Source organism: Candidatus Endomicrobiellum cubanum, from assembly GCF_031278955.1.
GTDB lineage: Bacteria > Elusimicrobiota > Endomicrobiia > Endomicrobiales > Endomicrobiaceae > Endomicrobiellum > Endomicrobiellum cubanum.
Window position 1 is genome coordinate 55,761 of the sequence record NZ_JAITJM010000024.1, and the last position, 17,737, is coordinate 73,497.

Genomic DNA, 17,737 nt, shown 5'->3' on the forward strand with positions numbered 1-17,737 from the left:
AAAGAGTATGTTGTTTTCTAAAATGTTAATACCCACATTAAGGGAAGTTCCCCAAGATGCTGATATCATTTCTGCTAAGTTAATGATAAGGGCAGGCATGATACGTAAATTAGCGTCTGGATTCTATGAATTTTTACCTTTAGGACTTAAAGCTTTAAAAAAAGTGGAAAATATTATAAGAGAAGAAATGAACAATGCTAATGGACAAGAAATATCTTTACCTTTGGTGCTTCCTAAAGACTTATGGATTAAAACTGGCAGATGGAACGTTTATGGCAAAGAGCTTTTTAGGCTTAAAGACAGGAAAGAATCCGAGTTTTGTCTTGCTCCAACCGCAGAGGAAGTTGTTACAGAATTAATTAGTAAAGAAGTTAAGTCTTACAAACAGTTGCCATTGATGTTATACCAGTTTGGAACTAAATTTAGGGACGAAATCCGTCCCCGTTTTGGGATTATGCGTTCTAAGGAATTTTTAATGAAAGACGCATATTCGTTCCATGTAGACGAGTCAGATTTAGATACATATTACAAAAGAATGTACAATGCATATGTTAATATTTGTAATAGATGTGGTTTTAAATTTAGGCCTGTTGAGGCTTCAAGTGGAGCAATAGGTGGGCCACAGTCTTGCGAATTTATGGCTCTTGCAGATACAGGAGAAGAAGAAATTACTTGGTGTAATTGTGGGTATGGAGCAAACAGCGAAAAAGCAGAGAGCGTAATTGCTACTTTTTCTCCAAAAGAAGACCTTCTTAATATGGAGGAAGTTTCAACCCCCGATGCTTGCGCTGTTAGTGATGTATCAAAGTTTTTAGGGGTGTCTTATGAAAAGTTTATAAAAACTATGATTTATTTAGCAGATGGTATTCCAGTTGTTGTTTTAATAAGAGGTGATTACGACATAAACGAAATAAAACTCCAAAGTTTGCTTGAAGCAAACGAAGTTACCCTTGCTGACGAAGAAACTGTGATTTCTATAACGAAGTCTCCCAAGGGATTTGCAGGTCCTGTTGGTCTTAAAGATGTAAAAGTAATAGCGGATTTATCTGTAATAGAAATTTCAAATGCTGTTACAGGAGCAAACAAAAAAGATTTCCACATAAAAAATGTAAATTACAAAAGAGACTATAAAGCTGACATAATAGCAGATGTTAGAAAAGTAAAGAAAGGGGATATTTGCTCAAAATGCAAAAAAGAAAGTTTGCAATTTTCTAGAGGTATAGAAATAGGTCATATATTTAAATTGGGCACGAAATATTCCAAAGCCTTAAATGCTGTATATCTAGATGTTCAAGGCAAAGAAAATCTTGTTGTTATGGGTTGTTATGGTATAGGAGTTACAAGAATACTAGCTGCAACAATAGAACAGTCTCATGACGACAATGGTATAATTTGGCCGGATAATATTGCTCCTTTTGAAGCTGTTATTGTGCCGATAAACTATACTGATAAGCAGACAAAAGAAGTGACAGACGTAATTTATAAGGGATTGTCATGTAAAGGGCTAGATGTTCTAATTGATGATAGAGATGAAAGGGCTGGTATTAAGTTTAAAGATGCAGATTTAATAGGCACACCTTACAGAATAGTAGTGAGTCAAAAAGGTTTACTAAATAATACTGTTGAACTTAAACATAGAACTTCTGATAAAAATGCAATTAAACTATTAAACCCGCAAGATGCCATAAATGAAATATTGAGAGTATATAATAAAATAGATAATAAATTTATAGAGGCGAATTTCAATGAAAGATTTTTTTAAGTTAAAAGATAATAATACAAGTTTGTCCACTGAGATTCTTGCAGGTCTTACTATATTTTTTACAATGGCTTATATAATTTTTGTGAACCCTGCTATTTTGTCTTTAAATCCAGGAATGTCGTGGACAAGCGTTTTTGTAGCCACAATTTTAGCTTCGTCTGCAGGTACTATGATAATGTCTTTTTTTGCTAATGTTCCTTTTGCATTGGCCCCTGGCATGGGGCCAATGCTTTTTTTACATTTGTTTTATGCAAACAAATGGGTTTTATATGGCAAGAAGCTCTTGCTATAGTTGTTCTATGCGGGTTGCTTATTATTCTTATTACAGTAACAAAAGTAAGGAAAGTTATTGTTGAAGCCATTCCTGATTTTCTTAAAGATGCTATAAGTGGAGGCATAGGTTTATTTATAGCTTATATTGGTTTTAAAAATGCATCGTTCTTAAATTTTTTGTCAGATGCTGGTAATTATATTATGCTTGACAACGGCAGTGTGATTTCTAATAGCCAGGTGGTTCCTACATTAACTTTGTTTAATAATCCTCATGCTTTGCTTGGCCTTATTGGATTAATAGTTACTGTAATTCTTTTTGTAAAAAAGGTAAAAGGAGCAATTTTTTTAGGAATAGTAATTTCTATTCTTTTTGGTATTCCTTTGGGTCTTGTTGATATTTCTAAGATAAGATTATTTGATTTTAGTTCTATTACATCAATTAAAGATGTTGCTTTTTGTGCGTTTGGTTCTAATGGTATGAGGATGCTCTTCTCTGACATAAATAAAATAATAGCTACCTCGACGGCACTTCTGGCATTATTGCTTTCAGTAACATTTGATGCTATAGGCACATTTATAGGTACTGGCAGAATAAGTGGCATTTTTGATACCAAAGACGAAAATAAATTAATTTCTCAAAAAGGATTTTCTACAAAATTTGAGAAAGCTTTATTTGCAGATGGACTAGCATCTTGTATAGGTGGTATATTGGGTACAAGTAGCGTTACAACTTATGTAGAAAGTGCTGCTGGAATTTCTCAAGGAGGCAGAACTGGTCTTACATCTTTTGTTGTAGCAATAATGTTTTTGTTGTGTTTACCTTTCGCATCTTTGTTTAGTATAGTCCCGCCAGAAGCTACAGCTCCAGCTTTAATTATTGTAGGCGTACTTATGATGTCTTCAGTAATGAGAATTAGATGGGCAGATTATCAAGAAGCAATTCCTGCATTTTTGACTTTAAGTGTTATGGCTTTTGCTTTTAATATAAGTTATGGAATAGCTGCAGGTTTTATATTTCATTGTATATTAAAACTAATTCAAAAAAAGGCAAAAGATATAGACCTGGTTTTAGCATGTACAGCGGTATTATTTTCGATTAAATTCATTATAATGGCAATTAGAAAGTAATGAGGGATACTAAATTTTGATACTTCTCGAGAGTTAAAATATAAACGAAACTTACAATGAAAAAACTAATTTTTCTCATGTTGTTGTTTGCTCAAGCGCTTTATGGTTCTGAACAAATGGTTGAAATTTCTGTAGAAATTTCTGAAATAAATGAAAATAAAAGAAAAGAGTTGGGTATAGAGTGGCCTAGCTCAATTTCTGTTGAAGAAAATAACATTCCTGCTATAATAGAATCAGGTGCTTTCCTTAGAAAAACTAACTTTTCAGCGGCTCTTAAAGTCTTAGAAGATAAAGGCGCTTCAAAGGTTTTATCCAAACCTAAACTTATTACAAAATCTTCTACTAGTGCTAGTTTTATGGTTGGAGGGGAGTTCCCTATAGTTACAAATGGGCTAGGCACTTCTTCTGTTAAATGGAAAAAATATGGGATTATTATGAACATAACACCCACAATTTTGAATAATAATAAGATTGATATTACAATTGATACAGAACTTTCAAGAATAGACAACTCTATAAATGTTGCAAATTATCCGGTTATTACAACAAGGCAAGCTTCCTCCCATGTACAAATAAAAAATGGGCAGACAATAATTTTAGCTGGACTTTTAGAAACTTCAAAAGATAAATGTATTAAAGGTATTCCGTTGTTGTGCGATATTCCTTTGTTGGGCGCATTGTTTAGAACAACAAAGTACATTGATAAACAAACCAATGTTTTAATTTTTGTTACCCCGAATTTAATTAAAAATGAGTAACTCTAAAGGTCAGACTTTACTTGAATTTGTTCTTGTTTTTGCCGTACTTCTTATGGCAACGTCAGGAACACTTATTTTGTATAAAAAATTTTGGAAATCTAAATATAAAAAAGTTTCCATGTTTTCAGGAATAACAGCAAGTGCTTTAAAGATTTCAAAGCATAAGGTCAGTTATGTTAAATAGGTTTAACAAAGGGCAAGCGTTCTTAGAAACATTGTTTGTTATTCTTTTTATAACAATTATAATGTTTACTTTTTTACAAATTTGCATTATAACTGTTGATGATATGGTCGCAAATGAAGTAGCGTTTGTTTCAGCCAGATCTGTAGCTGTTACGGAAAATAAACTTAGGCTTAAAGAAGCCAAAGATAAAGCACAATTTTATATATCGTTTTTTTATCCGTTTTCATTGTTTTCAAATAGTAATTTCAATCCTTCACATTTTGTTTTTGTAAGTAAAAAAGACTTTGAAAAAAACTTTTCTGTTCCTGATGCAAAAAATAACAAAGAATATATATTGGGTGAAGATTCTTCAGACAGTACAAATTTTGTAACGCTTTGGAAAGGCAAAAAGAAAGCAAAAGATTATTCTGGCAAAGAACTATGTAAAGAAACTATAAAAATCTATTATTTTACGAGAGTCTTGTTCGGTTATTTAGTTGCAAAGGACAATAGTATTAAAAATAGAAGGTATCAGTCTGCAAGAAATAGAATCATTCCTTCTCCAGATGAGAAATATTATTTAAAAGCATTTCCAGGAGCAAAAGAATTTGAAAAATAAATTTCTAAAAAGCCATAAAGGACAAACTTTATATTACTTTTTAGTTTTTTTAATTATCCTTATTATTAGTTGGGCTATGATGTTAAATATTGCATATCTTATAAGAAACAGGATGCAAATGCAAAACGAAGCTGATTGCATGGCATTATCTTTAGCTACTTATAAAGCTAGGGTTTTAAATTTTTTAGCAAAGACAAATTATATGATAGGGTCTGTCTTATCTTTAAGTACAAATCCAAGAATGATACAGTTATCATCTTATTCATCAGATAAAATAGGTGGGTGGCCTGCCAGTATGGCCCCAAGTTGCGAAAACCCAATGTCAGATATTGTACATGATGCAATTAATGTAGGGCGAAATAATAGCGTTGAAAAGACTAAACAAATCATTGAAACATTGCAAAAGTTTCAAGATATTGCAATAAAAAGTTATTTAACATATCACTATAGTATGCTTATAAATAAGAAGTATAATGTTTTGCTACTTCCTATAAAACCTGAGAAAAATTTAGGTTTAAAACGTAACTCAAAAGGTATACAGTATTACTCTACAAAAAGTTATTGTTACTATATTGATCCCACGACACATTTTCATTTTTTAATAAGAAGCAAATATAAAAAAAGTAAGTATTCTTGGTTTGTCCAAGGAGACAAGTTCTACAATCAAAAGATTAAAGTTATTTTAAGACAAAAAAGAGCAAATAAAAAACCTTTATTTTCAAAATTTTTAAATATACAATATCCAGAAGTTATAATTTATTCTGCTGCAAGTCCGTATAATATAAAAGGAACAATGTTTCCCAGAAAAGAAAGGACTTTTACAGGCGCAACGAAATTAACGGCCTCTTTAGTGGAAACTTCGTCAGCTATACAGTATGCTTTAATGGCAAAATCCATTGCCCAACCAGCAACATTCCCTCCAGCAGGGCCCTTTATGGCCTTGGCAGAAGCTGGTTTATTTATAAATTATGCGGAAAGCAAAAGGGAAAGTATAAAATTAGTAAGCAATAAAGATAATCCAATAGATGCTTATCTTGGCGCAAAAAATGGTGGTTGGGCTGCCCATTTAGTACCATACAATGCTGTTAATGCGTATGATTAATTTTTATTTGACATTGGTTAGAGTTTTTTATACTATCTATATATGTGTGCCGACGTAGCTCAGTTGGTAGAGCAGCGGTTTTGTAAACCGCAGGTCGTAGGTTCAAACCCTACCGTCGGCTGATTTTTTTGTGATTTGAAAAATGAAGTTATCATGAAAATAAAACTTAAAATTAGTTTAAGGATGGAGCTTGTTGTTCTAGTTGTTGCGATTGTTATATTTGTCGTGGCAGTTTTTTCTTACTTTTTTATTTCTACATATAAATCTTATTTTGTACAAACTCTTCAATTAAATACCAAAAGGCAAACTTATAAACTTGCTGATTCAATTGTTAATAGTGTATCTTTAAAAAGAAATGATATTATAGAAGATTATATCGGCAATACAATACGAGAAAGTGACATTGTTTGTGTTGAAGTTTACGATAAAAACTTTAAGAAACTTGCAAGTTGTAAGATTTTAAATAAAACGTTAGAAGATATTTTAAATAATCACAAAATTAATGAGAAGGCTGATATTCTTTTTGGAAAGTCAAGAGCCATAGGATATTTTTATAAGTATAAAGGAAAAACTAGTGCTTTTGAATATATAGCTCCTGTAATTTTTTATAGTAGTGGAAATACAGATGGCGAAATTATAGCTTTTGTAAGAGTTATTTCATCTTTTAAAAATATTGATAAAGCTTTAACAAAAATAATTAAAAATACTCTTTCTCTAGCAGTTTATGTTATTTTGATTAGCATAGTAGTATCTTTTTTTATTACAAGATTGTTTGTTGAGCCAATAAATAAAGTTATTAATATTACTAGACAAATATCACAGGGCGATTTTTCTAATAAAGTCCCCTTATTTAAAGAGATAGAATTGAGAGTTTTAGCTATATCTGTTAATATGATGTCTAGTCATTTAAAGAGAGTTTTAGATGTATTGCACAGTGAAAAAGAAAGTTTATTAAATGCTCAAGAAAACTTAGAAATAAAAAACAAATCAATTAAAGAACTTGTTTTGAAAGAACGAAAAATGCATATAAAGTTAATAAAGGAAGAACGTTTTTATACAATCGGTAGACTAGCAGGTTCTCTAGCACACGAAATTAAGAATCCTTTAACTAGCTTTAAAAATATTATTTATTTTATTTCAAAGACGGAAAATTTTAAAAATGAAGAAGCAAAAAAAATGTTTAATATGCTTACAGATAATGTGACAAGAATTAATAATATTTTGACAGAGCTTTTGGATTATTCTGAACTGAATAGTTTAAACAAAACTCAAAATTATATAGATGAATTAATTAATAAAGTCATTAAAACTATATATATACCCAACAATATAAGGTTAAAAATGGATTTAAAGCATATTGCTGCTTTAACTGACAAAGAAAGTTTTAGAAAAGTAATAAGACATTTAATTATAAATTCTGTAGATGCAATGCCATTTGGTGGTAATATCTTTATTTCTGCAGATAAAGTAGAAAATAAATTAGAGTTAAGAATAAGAGATACTGGTTTTGGTATTGATAGTGATATAATAAAGAATATTTATGAACCTTTATATACAACAAAAGTGAAAGGCGTAGGATTAGGATTGGCCATAGTAAAAGAAATTATAGAAATGCATAAAGGCACAATCCTTTTAAATAGCAAAGTTGGTAAAGGTACGGAGTTTATTCTACATATTCCAGGTGTTTTGTAGCATGGAGATAAAATGTAAAATAAGCCCTACCATATTAGTTGTAGATGATGAAGATTCGTTGAGTTTTTCATTAATAAGTATTTTAAAGATGGAAGGTTATGAAGCTGTATCGGCAAATAGTGGTAAGAAAGCTATAGAGCTTATAAAAAATAATAAGTTTGATGCAGCCTTTTTTGATATAAGATTACCAGACATGAAGGGTGTTGAATTGTTAAGAGAAGCAAAACTAATTAATAATAAACTAATTGTTATTATGATGACAGCATATGCATATAATGATCTTATAAAAACAACAATACAAGAGGGAGCGTTTAGGTGTTTAAGAAAACCTTTTGAAGTTATAGAAATGCTGGATCTTGTGAGGAACTTATTTAAAGAATAATTGTTTAAGGATTTAGCAGTCCTCTTAAATAACTACTAATAGGTTATTTAGTTATGGAGGTTTAGTGATTAGGATGAAAAAAATAAACCAGGAAATTTTTTCTGCTATAAATAAATTTTCTTCATTTGTGTCTCACGAACTAAAAAATTCTATTACAGTAATAAAAAATGCAGTGTATTGTCTAGAAAATTCAGAAAAAAATTATAATAAAAAGCAAAGAGAAATGTTGCTATTTTTAAATAAAGAAGTGGATAGAACTTACTCAAAAATAGTTTCGTTATTAGATGATACTAGAGTAAAATACCTTAATATGCAAATTGTTGACATCGGGGAATTTGTACATAAAATATTGCTAGAGGTAAAAGATAAGAAATTTAAATTCAATGTAAATATAAGAGATAATGTCAAAGCAAGTGTGGATAAGAATAGATTTAGACAAGTAATTTTGATTATAATTGATAATGCAAAAGGTGCGATGCCTAATGGTGGGAACATTTCAATAGGTGTATATTCTTTAAAATATAAAGTTGTTGTTGATATAAAAGATTATGGATGTGGCATGAATAAAGAAACTTTAAAAAAATGTTTTAATCCTTTGTTTACCACTAAAAGATTTCAATTAGGTATGTCTCTTGCTGTTGCAAAACACATAATTTTAATGCTAGGTGGGAAAATAGAAGTCAAGTCTTTAATTAATAAAGGAACAAAATTTGTAATAGACTTGCCAAAAGCCTAAAATGGTAAAAAAAATATTTGCAAACAATAAAAAAGCATATCACGACTACGAAATTCTCGAAAAGTTAGAAGTGGGACTCGTGTTGTCTGGTCATGAAGTTAAGGCTATAAAATGTTCAAATGTAAGCTTGTTAGATAGTTTAGTTAAGTTTTCTAGTCAAGAGGCTTTTGTTGAAAATATGTTCATTGCTCCTTATGAACAAATATCAACTCACATTTTAGATTATAATGCTAAAAAAAAGCGTAAACTTTTAATGCACAAGCAAGAAATCAAAAGAATGTATTCTAAAGTTAAAGAAAAAGGTCTCACCGTTATACCTTTAGAAGTATATGTTGGTAGTAAAGGAAAAATTAAACTCCTTATTGGTCTTGCCAAGGGTAAAAAATCTTATGATAAAAAAGAACTTCTAAAGCAAAAGGATATTGCTCGCCAAATGGCAAGAGAATATTAATGGGGACTGTCTAAAACTTCAATGAGGATATATTACTGTGAATATTTTGACAAAGCAAGACAAAAACCTCTTACTTAGCTATGAACGTATCACAAATAACTTTAGTACAGGCATCTGCAGGTTCCGGCAAAACTTATAATCTGGCAAAAAGGTACTTATATCTTTTGTTGAGTTCAGATTATAATAATGTAAATATAAAAAATATAATTGCTGTTACATTTACTAATAAAGCTGCCATTGAGATGAAATATAGAATTTTAAACTATCTTAAAATGGCAGCTTTAGGGCAAAATGTTGGAACTTTTTTCGCTGATTTTGGCATTTCGCGCAAAGAAATATCTAGAAGAAGCTTTCTTGCATTAGGAGACATTTTAGAGCATTACGATAGTTTTAATATAAGTACTCTAGACAGTTTTAAAAACTATATCTTAAAATCTTGTGCTATAAATATAGGTATTTCGCCTAACTTTAGCATAGAGCAAGATTATAGTAAAAATCTTAAGTTTGCTCTGGAAGCATTTCTACACAAATCAAACACCTCACAAGATGTTAGAAATATTACTCTGCAGTATTTAACTCAATATTTAACGGATGATATGGGTTGGTTTGCAAAAGATAATATTTATAATGAAATAGAAAAAGTATTTAAAAAATCTGGTAATATTGGTAAGGACATTAATGTTTTAAGGAATAATGACTTTGGCAAAGAATTCCGTTTGAGAGTTGAGCTCATAATAAAAAAAGTTAAAAATATTTCTGAAAAACTGTTTAACTTACAAGTTAATGGTCATTTTATTAAAGCTATCAATAAAGTTTTATTGGAAGGTCCAAAAGTACTTTTTTCTATGAATATTCCTGCAAAGTTTGCTTGTGAAAATTTAGAGTATAAAAAGAATGCTAAAGTATCTTCGGAAGTTAATTTTCTTTGGAAAGAAATTCATCAAGATATAAAAAATTTATGTAATTTTTATATACAAAACTATTATCAAATTTACTCTTGCATATACTATGAAGTTGCAAAAGAATTTGATATTAAGTCTGAAAAAGATGCAATAGTATTTTTAAATGAAATCAATAAAAAAATAGTCAAGTTTTTTCAAAATAACAATATTACTATTCCAGAAGTTTATTATAGACTGTCTGAAAAATACAATCATTTTTTAATAGACGAATTCCAAGATACAAGTTTTGTACAGTGGATTGGTATTAAAAGATTTTTAGAGGAAAGTTTAGCTGCTGGAGGCACATTGTTTTATGTTGGCGATGTTAAACAGGCCATATATTCTTTTAGAGGAGCAAGACCTGAACTTTTCTACATGATACCTAAAGAGTTTGCTGCAAGTACAGTTAAAGAATACTATCTTGAAACAAATTTTAGAAGCTCAAAAGAAATTGTATCTTTTAATAATAATATATTTTCTTTAGATAATTTACGAAGATTTTTAAACATTGTTTACAAAGATGCTGGTGTTGAAGTAAATTTTGATAAATTTTTGAGTACTTATAAATTTTCTTATCAAAAAATATTAGATAATAAAGAAAATGGATATATCCAAATAGACTTTTTAGATAAAGATTGTAAAGACATTAAAGAGGCAGTAAAACAAAGATTTATCAAATATATTTTTGAGTTATTAAATAGGTTTGAAGCAAAAGATATTGCGGTTTTATGTAGATCTAATGATGAAATACTTGATATTAGCTCTTGGCTTTTAGAAAAAAATATAGAAGTAGAATCTTATCAAACATTAAACATTCAAAATAACGACATTATAAAACAAATAATTTCTTTCTTTGTTTTTATAGATTCTCCGGTTGACGCTTTGGCATTTTCTTCTTTTATTATGGGAGATATTTTTAACAAGATATCTAATATTAGCTCAACAGAGTTTGAAGAGTTTATTTTTAAGAATAATAAGGAAAACAAATCAGGCCTTTTGTATAAAGTTTTCAAAGATAAATACAGATTTTTATGGGATGAATATTTTGAGTATTTTTTTGTAAAAGCAGGTTTTATTCCTGTCTATGAACTTACTCTTTTAGTTTTAGAAAAATTTAAAATTGTAGAACATCATCCAGAATCCAGAATTTTTGTTATGCGTTTTCTTGAGCTTATTAAAGAGTTTGAATCACAAACATCTGGGCTTGGGAATTTTTTAGAATATTTTTATAGTTTGTCTAGTCAAGAAGATTCTTTATATATAAAAAATGCTTTTGGGAATGGAATAAAAGTTATGACTGTGCATAAGTCTAAGGGGTTACAATTTCCAGTTGTTGTTATTCCATTTTTAAAACTTGCTTCAAATAACATAGATAAACCTTATTTTGACGATTCTAAAGAAGAAATAGAACTTCTTAATATATCAAAAAACATTGCTAAATTTTCGTCTAAAGCTCAAGATATTTATTGTAGAGCGAAAATAGACAGTTTATTATCTGAACTTAATATATTATATGTTTCGATGACAAGGGCAGAGTATGAAACCTATGCAATAGTCCCGCCAAAAGTAGGGTCTTCAAACAATTTAATTTCTGTGCTTTTTGACAGTTGGGATTTAAAAAAAGGGAATAAACAAAAATATAATGTTAAAACAATAAAAAATAACTATATTTATGATTCTTTTGATAATGGCTATAAAGATATTTCAAATAATCTTATAAACCATAAAAATACAACAGATGTATACGGTATAAGAAAAAGAGGTATAATTTTGCACTACTGCCTTTCAAAGATTAAAAATTTAAATATTGATGATTTAGATGTTTCTATAAATAAAGCTTTATTAGTCACTAAAAGAAAGTTTCCTTTTGAAGACACAAATTTTCTAAAAGAAAAATTAACAAAAATGTTTTCTTCTAAAACTATTTTAGAATTATTTAGTTGTAAAGGAACTATTTATAACGAAAAGGAAATAATAAATTCTAAAGGTGAGATTTTTAGGATAGATATGTTGATAGAGTTAGATGACAAAGTTTTAATTGTGGATTTTAAAAGTTCAGATTATAATTTTAAAAAAGACGAAAAACAAATATTAAATTATGCTTCTTTAATGGGCGAAATTTGCCCAAATAAAACGGTAGAGTCCTATATTATAAATATAGAAAGTGCAACATTAACACAAGTTTAAAATTTTTACATAAAGCACTAAGGAAGTTTGATGTCACAAATAATTAATATTGGTAGTTGTGAAAATGTTATTAATTTTACGGCTAATTATGTTGCAGGTTCTTTGAATAAACTTGCTTTAATTAGTGGTGGGAAAAGGCCGTTTCTATTTATAAAAAAACAGCTAACGAACATTAAGCAAACTTCATTTTTCCCTCCTGAATGTTTTACTAATGATGAGTTTGTGGAGTCTACAATTTTTGATAATACAGATTTTATAAAGATTTCTGATATAGAAGCGGCATTTATTATTTTTGAAATAGTGAAAAATGATTTTCCTTATCTTTTGAAGGACAAGTTTTCTTTTGTATCTTTTATCGATTGGTCTTTTGAGATTTTTTATTTTATAGAACAGCTAGATTTAGAGATGGTTTCAGAAGATAAACTTAAAACAATAAAAGCAAATGCTGAGATTGGATATGATGTTCCTGAAACTATCAATGAACTATTAAAGAATATTTTTCAAATAAGAAAGATATTCCATGAAACTTTAGATAAAACTTCAAAAATTACTAAAGGGTATAGTTTTTTAAAAGCGACTTCTTTTAATGTAGATGTTTTATCAAAAGAGTTTGATGAAATAATATTAATTACCCCTTTTTATTTATATAAAACAGAAATAGAAATTTTTAAAAAACTATATAAAGAATCTAAACTTACCATACTTACGCAAGGGAATCCTAAAGAATATACTGTATTAGAAAATCTATATAAACATTTTGGACAGAATATTTTAATTAGAAAACAGAAAAAAAATGATTATCAGTTAAATATATATTCTGCTCCTGATGATCAATCTCAAGCGGCTTTACTTAAAAATCTTATTTCTAAATATTCTGATGAACAATTAGATAAAACTATAGTAGTTATCCCAGACACTCAAATTTTACAGGCGGTAGTATCTGAGATTTCTGCTGTTACAGATAAATATAATGTTGCTGCTGGCTACCCTATTTCTAAAACCGCTGTTTACTCTTTACTTGATAGCATTATTGAAGCTCAACTTTCTAAAAAAGATAATTATTATTATTCTAAAGATGTTATAAAAACACTTACTAATCCTCTATTTAAAAATATGAGATTTTTTCAAGACAGCAGTTTGTCTAGGATTGTTGTACATAAAATAGAAAAATCTTTAGGACAATCTTCAAATAGCAATTTAAGTGGAAAAACTTTTATATCTTTTCAAGATATACTAAACGATACAAACCTAATAAATGAAATCACTTTTACTGCAAGTGAAGTTATAGGTCAAGTTTATTGTCAAAAAGTTGCAGGTATATTAAATGAAATATGGAAAAGTTTTTTTTCTTCTTGGGAGAATGTAGATAACTTATATTTACTCTCAGACACGATATCTTTATTTTTAGAGAAGGTTCATCGTTTGAGTGCTGCCAGCAGCTATCCATTAAATGTTGAAGCTATAGATATTTTGCTTTCGATTTCAAAACAAATAAAGTTTGGCGATTTATGTAAAGTAAAATTTGAAAAGGAAGAATTATTTAGTCTTTTTAGAAAGCTAACTAAAGATAAGAAGATTATTTTGCCGGGATCTCCATTAAAATCTTTACAAATTTTGGGCCTTTTAGAGTCTAGAAATCTTCCTTTTGAAAACGTTTTTATTGTAGGGATGAAAGACTCTTCATTACCTGCAATTAAAAAAGAGGCATCTCTTATTCCAAAAGATATAATGTATGCTTTAGGTATTGAAATTACAAAAAAGGAATATGAGATACAAAAATATCATTTTAATAAAATTATATCTGGGGCCAAAAATGTAACTCTTATTTATCCAGATAACGACAAAGATGAAAGAAGCAGATTCGTAGAGTCTATTATTTGGGAAAAACAGCTTGCTCAAAAAGATATTAACACTATAAATGTGTCTAAGTTTGTTCTGCCAAAATTTACTGTAAAAATTTCTTTAAAAAGAAAATATAAAAAAACTAAAGAAATTAAAGAATATCTTGTAAAACTACCATATACGTACAGTAAGGTAGATACTTATTTAAATTGTAGACTAAAATTTTATTTTATGTATGTATTGCTTTTAGATAATGCTAAAGAAGTTGGACAAGAAATTGATGCAAGCGACATTGGTAACTTTATACACGATTTTTTAAAAGAAACATTTTATGAAAAATTAACTTCACAAGAGGTTCAAAATGCTAATTTTGAGCAACATTTTTTAGAGACTTTAAAAAATAAATTTGATAATAGTGCATCTTTTAAATTTAGAGAAGATGCGTTTATGATACAAGAAGTGTTAGTGCATAGAATGAGAAAGTTTTTGCATAATGAAAAATTTCGTAGATATAAAATTTTTGCTTGCGAAAAAAGATATACTTCAGATATTGTTTTGGAGTCAGGCAAAATTTATAATTTGGAAAGTAGAATAGACAGAATAGATGAAATTGACAATAGTTACAGTATATTTGATTATAAGACGGGAAATATAAAAGCTAATATTGTTAATAAAAAACATTTTGAAAATTTAAAAATATTTAATAGACGAAATATAAAAAAAGCTATTAGTTCATTACAACTTCCGATGTATAAATATGTGTTTGAAAAATCTACAGGTCTTAAAAGTTTTGCCTGTGGAATTTACAATGTAAAGACAGCTGATATTAATTTATTTCCTCAGGAGAACGAAATTTATGAAAAATGTATAGATATGATTAAATTTTTGATTGACGAGATTAACCAAGAAGATTATTTTGAATTTGATAAATACGATATTACAAATTGTAAAACATGTCAATATTTTTATATTTGTAGATAAAAAAATCTATTCTACACTCATAGGATTGGTCATACTACCCTCTAGGACCTTTTTTGCTCAAACTATTAATATCACTAATACTCCTAATTACACCATCTCTGGCAATAGTACTATTACTGACTCTTCTAATAACTCTCTTTTTATTCATTCTACTGTGCCAAGTTACAACACCATCTACGGCTCTGTTAATTTCCCTTTTGCTTCTTCTTCTGTTTCAGATGGTGATTCCAATGTACCTCTTAAAGATTCCTTTATCTGTTCTTCTAATTCTCTTACCATTTATAATGATTTAAATCGCTCTTCCTTATATGGCTCTTTTTCTTTGTTAAGAAATGCTATTAGAAGTATCACTCCTTCAATGAATATCATTAATTCTACTTTCTCTTGGAGCTTAGCTCTTGGAGCTAAGCTCCTTCACTAACAACTCTATCAACATCTCTAGCTTTTCTAATATAAGCGACATCATAGGCGCTTATATATACCTTGATACTAAAGATGATTCTTCTAACCCTGTTACTCTTACCTCTTCTTTTTATCTAGATAACACTTATATCAACATATAATAGATGTGCTTTTAGACTATTATTTATGTTATACTATGTATTCAGTATATATCATTATTTTTACAATATGTATTTTATATTATCCCTTTTTCTTAGAAGAACTCTTTACTGAGAAAAGCAGAGAAAAGATAAGGAGCCTATTAGGATGAATATTTATACTTATATTGTTTTGTTTTTTGTTGGTCTTGTCTATTTGGTACAAACTATTTCAGAGCTGCTAAATGTTAAAAATATAACAACTAATATACCAAAAGAATTTGAAGACTATTTTGATAAAGCAAAATATGAAAAATCGCAAAAATATCTTAAAACAAATACCACGTTCTCTCTAGTTTCTTCTTCAATTACCTTAATTATCCAAATAGTTTTTATAGTCTTAGGTGGATTTAATTATGTGAACGATTTTGCTGTATCTTTTGGGTTTGGCAATATCGTAACTGGTCTAATTTTTGCAAATACACTACTTTTAGTTTCCGAAATTATTAAAATTCCTTTTTCTCTTTACTCTGTATTTGTTATAGAAGAAAAATTTGATTTTAATAGAATGTCTTTAAAAACTTTTATTTCCGACTGGATAAAATCGCAAATTATAACTTTATCAATATTTTCCATAATGTTTTCTTTAATATTGTGGTTTTTTACAAACGTTCCAAATCTTGCCTGGTTTTATGCATTCATAACTGCTATCATTTTTCAACTTTTTTTAACTTTTATAGCTCCCATAGCTATAATGCCATTATTTAATAAATATACTCCATTAGAAAATGGTCAATTAAAAACTTCCATTGAAGACTACGCTAAAAAAGAAAACTTTAAAATGAAAGGTCTTTTTAAAATGGATAACTCTAAGCGTTCAAATAAATCAAACGCTTTTTTTACAGGATTTGGGAAATATCGCAGAATAGTTTTATTTGACACGCTTATACAAAAACATACTGTAGAAGAGTTGACAAGCATTCTAGCACATGAAATGGGTCATTTTAAATTAGGACACATAATAAAACACATGATTTTTTCTTTTGTTTCTACAGGGTTAATGTTGTACATTTTGTCTGTCTTTGTTAATGAAGCTTGGCTATATAAAGCGTTTTTATTAAACTCTCAGCCAATTTATGCCGGGATGGTATTTTTTGCGTTTTTATATTCTCCAATTTCTTTAATACTTTCTGTCATAAGTAGCTATTTTTCTAGAAAACACGAATTCGAAGCAGATGCTTATGCAGTAACAACCTATAAACATCCTGCAGACATGACAAATGCATTAAAAAAGTTATCAGTGGATAATTTGTCTAACCTTTACCCTCATAAATTTAAAGTGTTTTTAGAATATTCCCATCCCCCAATTTTAGAAAGAATAAAAGCTATAAACAATATTTCACAAAAACTATAAACTTAGAGATTTATCTAAAAAGCCCTTTGGCCTAATATATTTTTTATATTACAAGTAGTTTAAAGGTACAACGTGTTGTACTTTTAAACTACTATTTTTAATTACATAAAGATTTGTGAGCTTATTTAAAACCTGAGAATAGTCAGGATTAACTAAGAAAACGGAGGTACTTGACAAATCAATATCAGAGGCAGTAAAGATGAGGGTGTTGTTATTAACAAGGAGGTTATCTACCTCAGTAGTATTTTCTCCACGAAAGGATACCTGAGCAAAGGATATTTGTTTGCAGTTAGAAATAGAAGAACTAATAGAAATGGAATTAGAGGAAACAGAGATAGTACTAGGATGATAAACAGCGTTATAGTTTGAGTATAGGGATAGGTAAGCAGCGTATATGAAGGATACATTACAATAGGAAGAGATGTTAATGGAATTGTTATCTAGATAAAAAGAAGAGGTGAGGGCGACAGGGTTAGAAGAATCATCTTTAGTATCAAGGTATATATAAGCGCCTATGATGTCGCTTATATTAGAAAAGCTAGAGATGTTGATAGAGTTATTGGTATAGGGAGCTTAGCTTCAGGAGAAAGTAGAATTAATGAGATTATTTGAAGGAGTGATACTGGAAATAGCATTACTTAACAAAGAAAAAGAGCCTATGATGTAAGAGCGATTTAAATCATTATAAATGGTAATAGAATTAGAAGAACATTCAATGAAATCTTTAAGAAGGACATTGGAATCACCAGATGAAACAGAAGAAGAAG

Annotated in this window: 14 protein-coding genes, 1 tRNA gene and 1 pseudogene; 15 read left to right on the forward strand and 1 reads right to left on the reverse strand. The window is 28.8% G+C overall.

Annotated features, from left to right (window positions below):
- Positions 1–7: 7 nt before the first annotated feature.
- The 15 genes and pseudogenes from LBD57_RS02400 to LBD57_RS02470 all read left to right on the forward strand — a co-directional run bounded on the left by LBD57_RS02400 (position 8) and on the right by LBD57_RS02470 (position 16,970).
- On the forward strand, positions 8–1,762 hold the full coding sequence (locus LBD57_RS02400) for a proline--tRNA ligase (RefSeq protein ID WP_373469746.1): 1,755 nt from the start codon (positions 8–10) through the stop codon (positions 1,760–1,762).
- A pseudogene (locus LBD57_RS02405) lies at positions 1,746–3,163 on the forward strand (NCS2 family permease). The gene LBD57_RS02400 and the pseudogene LBD57_RS02405 overlap by 17 nt, the downstream one beginning before the upstream one ends.
- Before the next feature lie 56 nt (positions 3,164–3,219).
- Positions 3,220–3,921, forward strand: coding sequence for a hypothetical protein (locus LBD57_RS02410; protein WP_373469747.1), 702 nt, complete (start codon positions 3,220–3,222; stop codon positions 3,919–3,921).
- Complete coding sequence (locus LBD57_RS02415) at positions 3,914–4,105, forward strand: hypothetical protein (protein WP_373469748.1); 192 nt, start codon at positions 3,914–3,916, stop codon at positions 4,103–4,105. Before LBD57_RS02410 ends, LBD57_RS02415 begins: the two co-directional genes overlap by 8 nt.
- Positions 4,095–4,703 carry a hypothetical protein gene (locus LBD57_RS02420; RefSeq protein WP_373469749.1) on the forward strand — a complete coding sequence of 203 codons (609 nt, stop codon included), beginning with the start codon at positions 4,095–4,097 and terminating at the stop codon, positions 4,701–4,703. The genes LBD57_RS02415 and LBD57_RS02420 overlap by 11 nt, the downstream gene beginning before the upstream one ends.
- Positions 4,693–5,805: a hypothetical protein gene (locus tag LBD57_RS02425; RefSeq protein ID WP_373469750.1), complete on the forward strand. Its 1,113-nt coding sequence runs from the start codon at positions 4,693–4,695 to the stop codon at positions 5,803–5,805. Before LBD57_RS02420 ends, LBD57_RS02425 begins: the two co-directional genes overlap by 11 nt.
- Positions 5,806–5,853: 48 nt before the next feature.
- Positions 5,854–5,926, forward strand: a tRNA-Thr gene (locus tag LBD57_RS02430).
- 32 nt (positions 5,927–5,958) lie between these two features.
- Entirely contained in the window at positions 5,959–7,497 is a 1,539-nt protein-coding gene (locus LBD57_RS02435; RefSeq protein ID WP_373469751.1) for an ATP-binding protein, read from the forward strand.
- Between the two features lies 1 nt (position 7,498).
- Positions 7,499–7,879 carry a response regulator gene (locus tag LBD57_RS02440; protein WP_373469752.1) on the forward strand — a complete coding sequence of 127 codons (381 nt, stop codon included), beginning with the start codon at positions 7,499–7,501 and terminating at the stop codon, positions 7,877–7,879.
- A gap of 73 nt (positions 7,880–7,952) precedes the next feature.
- Positions 7,953–8,615, forward strand: coding sequence for a sensor histidine kinase (locus tag LBD57_RS02445; RefSeq protein ID WP_373469753.1), 663 nt, complete (start codon positions 7,953–7,955; stop codon positions 8,613–8,615).
- A 1-nt stretch (position 8,616) separates the two neighbouring features.
- Complete coding sequence (smpB, locus tag LBD57_RS02450; RefSeq protein ID WP_373469754.1) at positions 8,617–9,066, forward strand: SsrA-binding protein SmpB; 450 nt, start codon at positions 8,617–8,619, stop codon at positions 9,064–9,066.
- Positions 9,067–9,146: 80 nt separating this feature from the next.
- Positions 9,147–12,194: a UvrD-helicase domain-containing protein gene (locus LBD57_RS02455; protein ID WP_373469755.1), complete on the forward strand. Its 3,048-nt coding sequence runs from the start codon at positions 9,147–9,149 to the stop codon at positions 12,192–12,194.
- Positions 12,195–12,224: 30 nt separating this feature from the next.
- Positions 12,225–15,017 carry a PD-(D/E)XK nuclease family protein gene (locus tag LBD57_RS02460; protein ID WP_373469756.1) on the forward strand — a complete coding sequence of 931 codons (2,793 nt, stop codon included), beginning with the start codon at positions 12,225–12,227 and terminating at the stop codon, positions 15,015–15,017.
- 25 nt (positions 15,018–15,042) lie between these two features.
- Entirely contained in the window at positions 15,043–15,438 is a 396-nt protein-coding gene (locus LBD57_RS02465; RefSeq protein WP_373469757.1) for a hypothetical protein, read from the forward strand.
- Between the two features lie 287 nt (positions 15,439–15,725).
- The gene (locus LBD57_RS02470) at positions 15,726–16,970 is read left to right on the forward strand and encodes a M48 family metallopeptidase (RefSeq protein WP_373469758.1); all 1,245 of its coding nucleotides are present in this window, start codon (positions 15,726–15,728) and stop codon (positions 16,968–16,970) included.
- Between the two features lie 579 nt (positions 16,971–17,549).
- On the opposite strand, the gene LBD57_RS02475 is transcribed toward LBD57_RS02470, so the two are convergent.
- A partial coding sequence (locus LBD57_RS02475; protein ID WP_373469759.1) for a hypothetical protein occupies positions 17,550–17,737 on the reverse strand: 188 nt, incomplete at its 5' end.